Below are 13,589 nucleotides of genomic sequence, written 5' to 3' on the forward strand. Positions count from 1 at the left end.
TTACAGAGAATTTAATCGCTACGTCATTTCTTCCTACATTTACCCGATCCAAAACAACCTTTCGATATCATGTTTAAACCTTTTTTACTGACAGGACTATTAATATCAACTATGGCAGTAGCCCAGGATAAGATGACACCCGAATTGCTATGGCAACTTGGACGGGTGAGTGGAGAGGCGTTGAGCGCTGACGGCAAAACCGTTATCTATGGCGTTTCTCAGATCAATATGACCGAGAACAAAAGCGAAAAAAATCTCTATGCTATCCCGCTGGCAGGCGGCGCTGTAAAGCAACTCACTCAAACACCCGGCGCAGAAGGAGATGTAGCCGTATTACCCGGCAATAAAATTGGTTTCTCCCTGAAAGGACAGTGGTATGAAATGAATGCCGATGGCTCCGATCCGGTGCAAAAAACCAACGTGGACGGCGGGATGCAAAACATCCGCATTTCTCCCGACGGGAAACATATTTTGTTTTCGAAAGAAGTAAAAGTAAAGAAGATATCCGGCAGCGATCATTACACGGATCTTCCGAAATCCAATGTACAGATCTACGATAACCTGAACTACCGTCACTGGGATACTTGGGAAGATGGCAATTTCTCCCACGTTTTTTATGCCACTTACAATAATGGCGAAGTAGGTACTCCGGTAGATATTATGGCGGAAGAACCCTACGATTGCCCGCAAATGCCCTCCGGTGGCCCTGAAGATATGATCTGGAGCCACGATGGGAAAAGTGTGATCTATGTTTGTAAGAAGAAATTCGGGAAAGATTACGCTATCAGCACCAATACAGATATCTACGAATATAACCTGGATACCAAAACTACCCGCAATCTTTCCGAAGGAATGATGGGCTACGATGTGGCGCCCAACTTCAGCCAGGATGGCAAATACCTCACCTGGTTAAGTATGGCCCGCGATGGTTACGAAGCAGATAAAAATGACGTAATCATCATGGACCGCGCCACCGGCGTTATCACCAACCTTACCAAAGGCTGGGATGGCACCGCCGCTTCTTCCCGCTTCAGCAACGACGGCAAAAAAATATACTTCCTCGCCGTCATAAAAGGCACTGAGCAACTGCTGGAAATTTCCCTGCAGAAAAATATCGCCCAAACAACGGAGAAGCATATACGCCAGGTAACCACCGGCGACTTTGATATCAACGACATGCTGGCACAATCCGGCAACACCCTGGTAGTGTCCCGTACTGATATGAACCATGCGGCGGAACTGTTTACCGTAGACCTGCAAAAGGGCGCCGTTACCCCGCTTACCACCGTAAACAAAGCGGCCTACGATAAAATAGGCATGTGCAAAATTGAAAAGCGCTGGGTGAAAACCACCGATGGTAAGGACATGCTTACCTGGGTGATTTTCCCGCCGGATTTTGACCCCGCTAAAAAATATCCAACCCTGCTGTATTGCCAGGGTGGCCCACAGTCGGCCGTATCGCAGTTTTACTCTTACCGCTGGAATTTCCAGCTGATGGCATCCCAGGGTTATATCGTGGTAGCCCCCAACAGAAGGGGCATGCCGGGTCATGGCGTAGAGTGGAATGCTTCTATCAGCAAGGACTGGGGCGGACAACCAATCCGCGATTACCTGAGCGCTATTGATGATGTAAGCAAGGAAAGCTATGTAGACAAAGCCCGCTTAGGCGCTGTAGGCGCCAGTTACGGCGGCTATTCCGTATACATGCTGGCAGGCGTACACGAAAACCGCTTCAAAAGCTTTATTGCGCACGACGGTTTATTTGACCTGAAAAGCTGGTACGGTACTACCGAAGAGCTGTGGTTTGCCAACTGGGATATCGGCGCTTATTGGGATGCTGCCAACGCCAACGGCTACAAACATTTCAACCCAAGTGAATACGCCAATAAATGGAATACACCCATTCTTATTATCCAGGGTGGTATCGACTTCCGCGTTCCTATTGAACAGGGCCTTCAAGCCTTCCAGCTGGCACAGCTGAAAGGAATAAAAAGCAAGCTGCTGTATTTCCCGGAAGAAAATCACTGGGTACTGAAACCGCAGAACGCCATTGTATGGCAGCGCGAATTCTTTAACTGGCTGAAAGAAACCCTGTAAATCATATTATCATGGCTGCTTTATTACTGGATATTCAGGATGGTATTGCTACCATCACCTTAAACAGACCTGAAGTATACAATGCGTTCAACGATCCGCTCAGCTATGAGTTGCAGGATGCATTAAAGAAAGCAGAAAAAGATCCGGCAGTGAGAGTGGTCGTGTTAACAGGCGCCGGCAAAGCTTTCAGCAGTGGTCAGGACCTCAAGGCTTCTATGGAGGCCGGAAAGCGCGACCTGAGCGAATCGCTGCACAAACGCTATAACCCGATCATTCGCGCCATCCGCAATATGCCCAAGCCGGTTATCTGCCGGCTCAATGGCGTGGCCGCCGGCGCAGGATGCTCCCTTGCACTGGCCTGCGACCTGATCATTGCCAGCGAGGAAGCCACCATGATAGAAATTTTTGTGAACATCGCGCTGGTGCTGGATTCTGGCTCTTCGTACTTCCTGCCCCGTACCGTGGGCTACCACCGGGCCTTTGAACTGGCTACCAAAGCCAGTAAAGTAAGCGCGGCGGAAGCGCTGAAACTGGGACTGGTAAACAAAGTGGTGCCGGCTGCGGAACTGGATGCCGCCGTACAGGCGGAAGCCGCTTACTACGCTGCCGCACCTACGAAAGCCATTGCACTCATGAAAAAAATGCTCACCAAAGGCATGACGGATAACCTGGATGAAGTACTCGAATACGAAGCCTATTGCCAGGAAATTGCCGGTAACTCCGCCGATAACGCGGAAGGGATCCAGGCTTTCCTCGAAAAAAGAAAGCCCGTATTCAAAGGAGAGTAACTGGTAAAAGATAAGCGATCGCGCTGATCATCTCACCATAAAAAAACGGCCCAGGTGTTAAACCCGGGCCGTTTTCTCTATATAAAAGCCCGGAGGCTGTTACAATCCGCTTAAACAAATACCAATCTGGTAAGGTCTGATATCCAGGTTATTGCTGGCATTGTCTTTCAGCAATGGATTCAGGGAATAGGAGCCAAATAAGGCAAAGTTACCGTAACCTACACGGGCAGTAGCCGCAAAGCGCCACGGGTTAAAGAATCCCCTGTTGGCATCTTTATCAATATCCTTGCTGCCATTGGCGCCGGTATATTTTACTTTGGTATGAGCATCTACCAGGGCGCCTACTTTCACACCTACTGCGGCTTTGAAGCCTTTGTTGGCGTTATCCGGCACACTGCGGTATCTTAATTCAATAGGAATTTCCAGGTAAGTGGTAGCCACTTTATTCTTTTTAGCCGTGGAAGTAGGGAAAGACACCTGGTTACGATTCAGCTTTCCCTGGATATCCATCGTATGATCTTTCAGGTAAACACCGCTGGTACTGATACCTAAACCCGCTGCCATACTCAGCTTGGATTTCTTGAACGGGAAGTCGTACATCAGGGCAATATTAAAACCCCTGTTAAGGCCGCTCTTAATACTGTCAGGCGCACCCGCCCAGCCATCGTATGACAACTGTACCATTAAAAAGTCGTTAGAATGGGTAACTTTATTAACCGCTTTATTCATCGGTGAACCGCCATCCTGTGCAAAAACTCCAATAGAAACAGCTATCAGACCCAGGGTAAAAATTATTTTCTTCATATAATATACATACTTAGGAAAAAGAATATTAGGCAAATATAATGGAATGATTGTAAAGACAATCCGTTAAAGTATTGCTAAAACATTCACCCGGTAATACATTCGCACGCCGAAAGTAACAGAAAAAGAAATACTGACCTCCATAATCTTTTCCTGGTCCATACGTTGGATTGAACAAGATGAACAGCAATATTGCCCCAAAATATCCTAATTTGAATAAATAATCCGTCACTGAGCTCATAACCCCTGCCAACGCTATTAAAGAGCCGTTGAAAAGCCTACGCATGAAAAAAATTGTAAATACCGTTCTGGTACTTATCCTGGTAGTATTTATGGCGCTCATGGGTTTTGTATATTATGCCTGGGTGGTTAAAAAAAGAAGCAGGAGCGCGGCGGAAAGCATGATACAAACCAACCTGCTGATAGATAAGGTAAGAACCGTAGCCGTACTGGATAATAACTATACCAACAGCATCCGCGACATGCTGCTCATGGGGCAGTCCCGTATCCCTGCCGCCAATTATGCCCTGCCAGACAGCGTGCTACGCCTCCTCCAATCTGTTTCAGCCAGCATGCCTGGTGATACCATCTCTCAAAAAATACTGGATAATTTCAGTATCCTTCTCCGGAAAAAAATCAGCTATCATCAACGGATACTTGCACTGGCAGCTACCCAACCTGCCCTGGCCAAACAACTGATCACTGCCCCCGAAAACGCCCTGTTCCGCGACAGCGTAAGAATAGCAGTGAATAATTTCATGCAGGCAAACCGGCGTAAACTGATTGAACGGGTCGACAAAGACAATCGCTATACCCTGTACTCTTTCTGGACCACCATTATCATCAGCCTTTTCACACTGGTACTGTTACTGGGCGAATCGCGGTATTTATACCGGATGTTCAAAAAGCTGAAGCTGAGAACCAACCAGCTGCACAAAAGAGAACAGTCCTTTCTCCGGCTGGCAGAAGAAACAGAACTGATCCTCTATAAATCGCAGGTAGATGGCATCTTTACCTACGTGAGCAAAGGCGCCGCCGAAATGACCGGCTACCCCAATACAGAACTGGTAGGCAAACATTACTCCATGTTCCTGGAAGAAGATACCTGGAAACGACTCGAAGCCTTTTACATGAACCAGGTGAAAACAGGCGACGATTATACCTCCCAGGAATTTGAAATCATTACCAAATCGGGCGCAAAAAAATGGGTGGAACAAATGGCCGCACTGGTGTACGGAGAAGATGGCCGGGTAAAAGAATTTCAATGCGTAGTAAGGGATATTGATAAGAAAAAAAGAAACGAAGACCAGGTGATGTATCTCCAGCAACGCCTGGATGCCATCCTCGACTTTATGCCGTCTATGATGTTCATAAAAGATATGCCCGGCAAATACCTGCTGGTGAATAACCGCTTTACCGAAATACACGGCGTAGATAAAAAAGATATCATTGGCAAAACAGATGAAGAACTACCATACGATTGGGTACAACGCTATGCCAAACTGGATCTTGAAGTAAGGACAACAGGCGCCAGGGTAAAATCAGAACAGAGCATTACCGTGAACGATAAGATCTATCACTTTCTTATTACCAAATTCCCGCTCCGGAATTCAGACGGTGAAATGATCGGCATCTGCGGTATAGGACAGGATTTCACCGAAAAAAACAACTATATCACCGCCATTGAAAACGCCAATAACCTGGCGCAGGAAGCCATCAGTGCCCAGGAAATGTTCCTCGCCAATATGAGCCACGAAATTCGTACACCCATGAACGGTATCATCGGCATGACCAACCTCCTGATGCAGCAAAGCCAGCTATCTCCCACACAACTGGAGTACACCGGCGCCATCAAAACGTCCGCCAACCGCCTGCTGGTGATCATCAACGAAATCCTCGACTTCTCAAAAATAAAAGCATGTAAGCTGCTGCTCCTCCACGAACCATTTGATATTTACGAGGTAATAGACAATGCCCTCTTCCCCCTGAAATTACAGGCGCAACAAAAGGAACTGTCGTTTTTTGATGAGATAGATACCGCCATCCCAGCTTATCTTTTGGGAGATGAAATACGTCTCAACCAGATCCTGACCAACCTTGTGGAAAATGCTATTAAATTTACCCATAGTGGAAAAATAACCGTGAAAGTATCGCTGGTAAAGGAAGATAAGGAACAATCCACTGTTCAGCTGGGCTTTGAAATAAAGGATACCGGCATAGGCATCGACCCGGACCAACATGAGATGATTTTTAAAAGCTTCTCCCAAACACATGCAGACAATACCCGCAAATTTGGCGGCACCGGCCTGGGATTAGCCATCACCAAAGAACTCATCACCCTTCAACATGGCTTTATCCGGGTAAACAGCCGCCTGAACGAAGGCGCTACTTTTTACTTTGAGCTTCCGTTTGCCCGCAACAACGAAGAAGTTACCGGTAAAGATGACAAGGGGCATCTTCACCATGCAGAAAAACCACTGCAAGGGAAAACCATACTGGTAGTGGAAGACGACGACATCAATCAACAGGTGGTATTTCATACACTCCGCAATGCAGGTGCCAGAACAGACGTGGTTAACAGCGGAAAATTGGCCCTTGAAATGCTGGACTACAAATCTTACGATTGCATCATTATGGATATCCAGATGCCGGGAATGGACGGATATCAGACTACGCAGGCCATACGCGGGAAAGGCATCCGGACCTACATGATTGCCATGACCGCCTCCGCATTAAAAGGAGAAAAAGACCGCTGCCTGGCCGCCGGGATGAATGACTACGTTTCCAAACCATTCGACCGAACCGACCTGTTTCATAAAATCCTGAAAGGACTGGGAGAACAAACACCGGAAGCAATCACTGAAAAAAAAGAAGCCACTGAAATACCTTTCAGCGAACTGGACTTCTCCGCTGTATACAGCATGATGTCCGGTGAAAAAGAACATGTGAAAATAATGCTGGAAGAACTGCTGGACAGCATTCCGCAAAAACTTTCAGAAATGAACCAGCTGCTGGCAGCGAAAGACTGGCAACCGCTCTATATGCTGGCGCACCAGATGAAATTTAACCTGCATATGGTTGGCATGCAATACGCATCGGATGTAGCTTTATCTGTTGAAAGAGATGCCCGGCTGGAAGAAAATCTCGACAGCATCCCTGACCGGTTGCAGGAAATTAGTGCTATCTATTATCAACATGTACATCTTGTAAAAGCGCACATTGAACAACCCTGACAACACTATGCCTCCGGCAAGGTGAAATAAAACTGGCTGCCTTTTCCTTCTTCGCTATTTACGCCAATGATGCCACCCTGGGCTTCAATAAATTCCTTTGAAATGGCCAGTCCGAGCCCGTTCCCCTGGCCCTTCATACCGGGAACCTGGAAAAACCTTTCAAATATTTTACCACGGAAGGCTTCCGGAATACCTTTTCCATAATCCTGTACCACAAACGATACCATCTCTGTTCCGGTAGGCGTTACCGTTAGTTCTATGGCGGCGCCGTGGGCAGAATAACGGATGGCATTGGTTAAGAGGTTCACCAATACCCAGGCGGTTTTCTCCACGTCTGCCAGTACTTTCGGTAAAGTATCCGGCACCTGTGTGCGGATGGTGATTTCGCGTTGTGCGGCTTGTTTCTGTACCGTGTCCATCGCGTATTGCACAATGTTCATCGCAGTAACCGGCTGCGGCTGCAATTGTATATTGCCACTTTCTACCTGCGACAGGTCCAGCAGCTCACTCACAATTTTTATCATGCGCCGGTTGTCCTGTTTCAGGCTGTCCAACAGCTCTTTCTGTTCAGTACTCAATACCCCCGTCCTTTCATCTTCCAGCAGCTTAATACTGAAATCAGACGCTGCCAGCGGCGTTTTCAACTCATGGGAAATAGTGGCAATGAAATGCGTTTTGGCAATATCCTGTTCTTTAAAAGTGGTAATATTCCGGAGAATAACTACGTAGCCTATACGTTTTTCTTCATGCCTGATGTCGGTTGTTTCGCGGGTGAAGAAACATTCTTTTCCGTCCACCACTATTTTAAGCGGGGCATTTTCCTTTGTATTCACGAGGAAGCGTAGCAGGTCGTTGCGTTTGGCTATTTCTTCCGCCGGCTGTCCGATGAGATCCTTTTCAGGTATGTTCAGCAGTTGCAGGGCAGGGGTGTTGGCAAACAGGATCACATTATTTACATCAAATCCGATGGTAGCATCTTTCAGGCTGCTGATCACGGCTTCCGCGCGTTGCTTTTCAAATACAATGCGCGCCAGGTTGCTGTGTTCGTATTCATCCAGCCGCTGGGCCATTGTATTGAAAGCGGCGGCCAGATCGCCGAATTCGTCGCCGGATTTAAAGTAGAGTCTTTTACCATATTGTTTGTTGGCGATATCTTTAATCCCCTGCGTAAGCGCATCGATGGGATTGGCAATGTACCCGGGGAAGTTATAAACAAAAGTGAATCCCAATACAAAGCAAAGTCCGCTGATAATAGCAATATAGAGCAGCGCATTATCTGCTGTTTTCTTTACCCTTTCATTTTTACCTACAATGGCGGCCATATTGAGGTCCATGATGGTGTAGATATTTTTCTTTATAGCGCCTATTTCTATGGTAGAATCTTTTTTAAGCAATTCAAAAATGCGGGCAACTGCTTCCGTTGCATCTTTCTCACCTCTTTCTGTTACGTTGGCCTGCTGCTTCCTGAGATTAACGGAAAAAGTTTGCATAGCAGCGGCACGATGAGCCGGCAGATCTTCCAAAGCTACCAGCATATTTTTCGAATACTCCAGCGATTCATAGTTATCCTTGAGGATGAACTTCGCCTTTTCGTTCAGGCGGTTCAGATAGTAATAGCCCAGTATGCTCACCACCAGCAGCATGATGTACAGGAACAGTACACCAAGCGTAATCTTTGTTTTTAATCTGAACGTACTCATGATAATATGATAATGTCGATATCGTTGGAAGAAAGCGTTTTCAACAACTGGTTAAACAGGTTAGTGCGCAAAATGATGCGGAAAAGACTGATATGCGGTTTTCCCATACAAATGGTAGTAACATGTTTTTCCAATGCAATGTTAATGATAGCTTCCGATACTTTGGCGTTATGTTCCTGTATAACTTCCGCACCGAGTTCTGTAGCAAGTTTCAGGTTATTAATAAGATGACGTTGGGCAGCAAGCGCAATCTTATCGGCGCTTTCGCCCGGGGTTTGTACATACAATACAAACCAGTCGGCGTGATAATAAGCGGCCAGCCTGGCTGTTTTGCGGATTACCTTCCGGGCCACTTCATCATTGGTAGAAATACATGCCAGGAAACTCTCATGGCGCATCTGCAGGTTACGTGGGATCTGGATCTCCACTTTCCGTTCCACCTGTGTGGTTACTTCCTTCAGTGCCAGCTCACGTAATTGCAGGATTTTATCTGCCTGAAAAAAATTACTCAGGGCGCTCTCTACTTTGGAGCGATCATAAATTTTACCTTCTTTCAAACGGGTGATCAGCTCATCGGCGGTAAGGTCGATGTTCACCACTTCATCGGCCATTTGCAGTATCAGGTCGGGAACGCGCTCCTGCACTTCCACGCCGGTAATGGATTTCACCTCCTGGTTAATACTTTCGATGTGCTGAATGTTCACGGCAGAAATAACATTGATCCCCGCATTGAGCAGGTCCACAACATCCTGCCAGCGCTTCTCATTTTTGGAGCCGGGGATATTACTGTGCGCCAGTTCATCTACCACTACCCAGTCGGGCGCCAGCAGCAGGATGGTGGAAAGATCCATTTCTTCCAGCATTTTCCCTTTGTAGAATACCTGCCGGCGGGGTATCTGGGGCAGTCCATCCAGCAGGGCATGCGTTTCCGCACGCCCATGTGTTTCGATGTAACCGATCTGGATATTCACCCCATTTCTTAACATGGCATGCGCCTCCTGCAGCATGCGGTATGTTTTACCTACACCGGCGCTCATGCCGATATAAATTTTAAACTTCCCTCTGCCGGCGCGGTTAGCCAGGTTAAGAAATTGCTGTACGGAGTGTTCTTTATCTGTCATTATTATTTAGTTAGAACCATACGGCCAGTGATGCAGTGATCGCAGTATTGGTGTTTTTCAGTTCTGTTCCTTTCATAAATGTTTTGTCTTTTCCGTTAAATGATCTGCCTTCCAGCCGGAACATCACGTTATTCACCGGGGTAAAATCCAGGTTAAGAGAGTAGCCGGTGGTTTGAAAACCATCCGGTGTACCGGTGCTAATGATAACGCCATGTTGATCATTGTAATGCTCTACGCGTCCTGCCATCGCAAATTTATCGGTAAATGCGTACCGGGCAATTACAACAGGGCTGTACCAGCTGTTGAAGTCGGATGATCCTTTGGCCTTTTGCTGTAATCCATAGTCGAATCCTGCAATGACACTGAATTTATCCGTTATACTAAAGGTACCATAAACATTATTAAAGTAGCGCATCTGGCGTACACTATCCGGCAGATCATTACCGATGTAAGTGCTCCAGTTGAGCAATATTTTTGTTGTTGGCTTAAAGGTGATCTGTGTACCAAAAGCAGGGGTTTGGTTACCATCCACTTTTTTAATCCTTTGCCATCCGTTCAGGTACATGGCGGCAAACGACCATTTGTCGTTGGGCGTCCAGGTTACTTTGGCGCCGGTTTCATAATAAGGAGAATTCTCTGCGAGGATGCTCCGGGTGAGGGTAGGGCAATCTTTTCCGATGGCGCTTTCAAAACCGATGTGCGCCGGCATTACACCTGCATCAATCCAAACGTTTTTGCCTACACGGATACCCACGTTAGCCTCGTATACATACTGCATCAGGGTAGGTTCCGATGCCAGGTTGTATTGCGGATAGGTACCCGCCATCAGTCCTACGTTGGCCCGGATACGGTCTGACGTATACGTGGCCTTTACCATCGCCAGGTTGAGGTTTAATTCATTATGACGATTGTAATTATACAGGAATCCGGGCTTAGTATGATTAGCCGGGTTGTTCAGATCGTAACTGTAATACGCTTCGGCATAGCCGGAAAAGGTTACTTTTCCTTTCTCTTTCTCTTGTGGCGGTGCGTCCTGGGCAAACATAGTATTAGCAGCTGCCAGTGCGCCGGCCAGTAATAAAATTTTCTTCATCTTAAATATATAGGTTCGTGTTGGTAGAATCACTGGTAATCTGCTGCGACAGACTACCAGGTAAAAGGTTCTTCATAAGACATTCACAGGCTAAAGGAATAAAAGGACTGCGCCCTACTTCATATCATCGAGCGCTATGTTTAATTTTAACACATTAACAGTAGATAAACCAAACAGTCCCATTAAAGGACCCTGGGTATTGGCATCGATCAGTTGTTTCAGCTTATCCGCAGGAATGCCTCTCAGCTTCGCTACACGTGGCACCTGTACATAGGCGGCAGCAGGAGTGAGGTGCGGGTCTAAACCACTGGCAGAAGCGGTGACCAGTTCTGCCGGGATGTTTTCTTTTTTCACATCCGGGTTGTGTACCATGAAGGAATCAATTCTTTCCTGTACGGTTTTCAGGTAATCGGGGTTACCCGCCGCTTTATTGGAACCACCGGAACCGGCGGCGTTATAATCTACCGTAGAAGGGCGGGGCTGGAAATATTTATCATCACTGAATTTCTGTGCAATGTTTTCATAACCCACTACTCTTCCGTTATGCGTTACTTTGATACCATCGCCTTTACCGGGAGCCATTTTAGCCACACCAGCAATAAACAGCGGATATAATCCTCCCAGTAATACCACCAGTAACAGTGTGAGTTTTACAGAAGGCCAAAGATATTTTTTCATCTCTTTAAAATTTATCAGTTTAGAATTACATGAAAAGCGCTATCAGCATATCAATCAGCTTGATACCGATGAAAGGCGCTATGATACCACCTACGCCATAGATCAGTAGGTTGCGGCGAAGCAACGCACTGGCGCCGATAGGCTTATAAGCCACGCCACGAAGGGCCAGCGGTATCAGCATCGGGATAATGATGGCGTTGAAAATAACGGCACTCAGGATTGCTGTTTCAGGGCTATGCAGTTTCATGATGTTGATACCCTGCAATGCTGGTATGGAGGCCACAAACAACGCAGGCACAATAGCGAAATATTTTGCTACGTCGTTGGCAATGGAGAAGGTGGTAAGGGTACCGCGTGTCATTAACAGCTGCTTACCAATTTCCACGATTTCAATCAGCTTGGTAGGGTCGTTGTCGAGATCCACCATGTTACCGGCCTCTTTCGCGGCCTGGGTACCACTGTTCATGGCCACGCCTACATCGGCCTGGGCCAGGGCGGGCGCATCGTTTGTACCGTCGCCCATCATGGCTACCAGCCGGCCTTCATTTTGTTCCTTACGGATATAGCTCATTTTATCTTCCGGCTTGGCTTCAGCGATGAAGTCGTCCACACCGGCTTTGTTGGCAATATATTTAGCGGTAAGCGGGTTATCACCGGTCACCATCACCGTTTTTACACCCATTTTACGCAGGCGGTCGAAACGCTCGCTGATACCCGGCTTAATAATATCCTGCAATTCAATAACGCCCTGCACTTTGCTGTTGAGCGCTACTACCAGTGGCGTACCACCATCGTTGGAAATAGATTCTACTTTAGCCAGTGTTTCCGCCGGGAAAGAGAATCCTTCTTTTTCCGCGAGTCGCCTGATGGCATCATAAGCGCCCTTGCGGATACGGCTGCCATCGGGCAGATCGATACCGCTGCTGCGGGTTTCGGCGGTGAACTTCACCAGGCTGGAGCCACTCACTGATAATTTACTTACCACGTCTTTACCTGCCAGCTCCACGATGGATTTACCTTCCGGTGTTTCATCGGATAAAGAGCTGAGTGCGCAGAGGCGGATAAATTCTGCGGTGGAAATGCCATTGGTGGCGTAGAAGTTAGTTGCCTTACGGTTACCGATAGTGATGGTACCGGTTTTATCCAGCAACAACACATCAATATCGCCAGCGGTTTCCACGGCTTTACCTGATTTGGTGATCACGTTGGCACGCAATGCACGGTCCATTCCCGCAATACCGATGGCCGATAATAAACCGCCGATGGTAGTAGGGATGAGGCATACAAACAGGGAGATGAAGGCCGCAATGGTGATCGGTGTTTGTGCATAGTCTGCAAATGGTTTCAGCGTTACGCATACAATGATAAACACCAGGGTGAAGCTGGCCAGCAGGATGGTGAGCGCAATTTCATTAGGCGTTTTCTGCCTGCTGGCGCCTTCTACGAGGGCAATCATTTTATCCAGGAAAGATTCGCCCGGTTCAGTGCTTACCCGTACTTTAATATGGTCAGACAAAACTTTGGTACCACCTACCACACTGGATTTATCGCCACCGGCTTCCCGGATCACCGGCGCACTTTCGCCGGTGATGGCAGATTCGTCGATGCTGGCGAGGCCCTGTACAATTTCACCGTCGGCGGGGATAATATCGCCCGGTTCACATACAAAGATGTCGCCTTTACGCAGGGAAGAAGAGGATACAATTTTGATTTCGTTGGTGAAGATTTCACCTACGAGTTCTACTTTCTTCGCTGGTGTTTCTTCTCTTGTTTTACGCAAACTTTCTGCCTGTGCTTTACCACGCGCTTCTGCAATGGCTTCGGCGAAGTTGGCAAACAACACGGTAAGGAAGAGTACTACAAAGATGGCAACATTATACGCCGCACTGCCTTGTTCCTTGTTGCCGGTAAAGAGCGCATACAGCGCTACTATCAGCATTACGGCAGTACCTATTTCCACGGTGAACATCACCGGGTTTTTGATCATTAATTTCGGATTCAGTTTTACGAAAGACTGCTTCAGGCTCTCCATCACCAATTCTTTCGGAAACAATTTATTATCATGCTTCATGGTA

The 13,589-nt window shown here is 47.3% G+C and carries 9 protein-coding genes; 3 read left to right on the forward strand and 6 right to left on the reverse strand.

Features of this window, described 5'->3' with window-relative positions:
* Positions 1-111 precede the first annotated feature (111 nt).
* Together V7S65_RS21020 and V7S65_RS21025 are read left to right on the forward strand one after the other, a co-directional pair.
* Entirely contained in the window at positions 112-2,097 is a 1,986-nt protein-coding gene (locus V7S65_RS21020; RefSeq protein ID WP_235015979.1) for a S9 family peptidase, read from the forward strand.
* An 11-nt stretch (positions 2,098-2,108) separates the two neighbouring features.
* Entirely contained in the window at positions 2,109-2,885 is a 777-nt protein-coding gene (locus V7S65_RS21025; RefSeq protein ID WP_079471649.1) for an enoyl-CoA hydratase-related protein, read from the forward strand.
* A 99-nt stretch (positions 2,886-2,984) separates the two neighbouring features.
* Here the strand turns inward: V7S65_RS21025 and V7S65_RS21030 are convergent, their stop codons facing one another.
* On the reverse strand, positions 2,985-3,689 hold the full coding sequence (locus V7S65_RS21030) for a porin family protein (protein WP_336387726.1): 705 nt from the start codon (positions 3,687-3,689) through the stop codon (positions 2,985-2,987).
* 284 nt (positions 3,690-3,973) lie between these two features.
* On the opposite strand from V7S65_RS21030, the gene V7S65_RS21035 reads away from it, so the two are divergent.
* A complete protein-coding gene (locus V7S65_RS21035) occupies positions 3,974-6,922 on the forward strand; it encodes a hybrid sensor histidine kinase/response regulator (RefSeq protein WP_336387725.1) in 2,949 nt (982 codons plus the stop codon).
* A 5-nt stretch (positions 6,923-6,927) separates the two neighbouring features.
* Here V7S65_RS21035 and V7S65_RS21040 read toward each other — a convergent pair whose 3' ends face one another.
* The 5 genes from V7S65_RS21040 to kdpB form a co-directional block, all read right to left on the reverse strand.
* Positions 6,928-8,622, reverse strand: coding sequence for a sensor histidine kinase (locus tag V7S65_RS21040; protein ID WP_111577132.1), 1,695 nt, complete (start codon positions 8,620-8,622; stop codon positions 6,928-6,930).
* Entirely contained in the window at positions 8,619-9,743 is a 1,125-nt protein-coding gene (locus tag V7S65_RS21045; protein WP_111577133.1) for a sensor protein KdpD, read from the reverse strand. The genes V7S65_RS21040 and V7S65_RS21045 overlap by 4 nt, the downstream gene beginning before the upstream one ends.
* A gap of 10 nt (positions 9,744-9,753) precedes the next feature.
* Complete coding sequence (locus V7S65_RS21050) at positions 9,754-10,836, reverse strand: porin (protein WP_336387724.1); 1,083 nt, start codon at positions 10,834-10,836, stop codon at positions 9,754-9,756.
* A gap of 114 nt (positions 10,837-10,950) precedes the next feature.
* Complete coding sequence (gene kdpC, locus V7S65_RS21055; RefSeq protein ID WP_079471643.1) at positions 10,951-11,514, reverse strand: potassium-transporting ATPase subunit KdpC; 564 nt, start codon at positions 11,512-11,514, stop codon at positions 10,951-10,953.
* A gap of 25 nt (positions 11,515-11,539) precedes the next feature.
* Positions 11,540-13,585 carry a potassium-transporting ATPase subunit KdpB gene (gene kdpB / locus V7S65_RS21060; RefSeq protein ID WP_079471642.1) on the reverse strand — a complete coding sequence of 682 codons (2,046 nt, stop codon included), beginning with the start codon at positions 13,583-13,585 and terminating at the stop codon, positions 11,540-11,542.
* Positions 13,586-13,589: the final 4 nt, after the last annotated feature.

The sequence above is a fragment of the Chitinophaga sp. CCNWYY40 genome, from assembly GCF_037483205.1.
Taxonomy (GTDB): domain Bacteria; phylum Bacteroidota; class Bacteroidia; order Chitinophagales; family Chitinophagaceae; genus Chitinophaga; species Chitinophaga ginsengisegetis.

What these genes read in the sequence shown, in the direction of transcription:
- V7S65_RS21040 (WP_111577132.1), bottom strand. Translation starts at nt 8,622, where the DNA reads ATGAGTACGTTCAGATTAAAAACAAAGATTACGCTTGGTGTACTGTTC.
- kdpC (WP_079471643.1), bottom strand. Translation starts at nt 11,514, where the DNA reads ATGAAAAAATATCTTTGGCCTTCTGTAAAACTCACACTGTTACTGGTG.
- V7S65_RS21035 (WP_336387725.1), top strand. Translation starts at nt 3,974, where the DNA reads ATGAAAAAAATTGTAAATACCGTTCTGGTACTTATCCTGGTAGTATTT.
- V7S65_RS21045 (WP_111577133.1), bottom strand. Translation starts at nt 9,743, where the DNA reads ATGACAGATAAAGAACACTCCGTACAGCAATTTCTTAACCTGGCTAAC.
- kdpB (WP_079471642.1), bottom strand. Translation starts at nt 13,585, where the DNA reads ATGAAGCATGATAATAAATTGTTTCCGAAAGAATTGGTGATGGAGAGC.
- V7S65_RS21025 (WP_079471649.1), top strand. Translation starts at nt 2,109, where the DNA reads ATGGCTGCTTTATTACTGGATATTCAGGATGGTATTGCTACCATCACC.
- V7S65_RS21050 (WP_336387724.1), bottom strand. Translation starts at nt 10,836, where the DNA reads ATGAAGAAAATTTTATTACTGGCCGGCGCACTGGCAGCTGCTAATACT.
- V7S65_RS21020 (WP_235015979.1), top strand. Translation starts at nt 112, where the DNA reads ATGGCAGTAGCCCAGGATAAGATGACACCCGAATTGCTATGGCAACTT.
- V7S65_RS21030 (WP_336387726.1), bottom strand. Translation starts at nt 3,689, where the DNA reads ATGAAGAAAATAATTTTTACCCTGGGTCTGATAGCTGTTTCTATTGGA.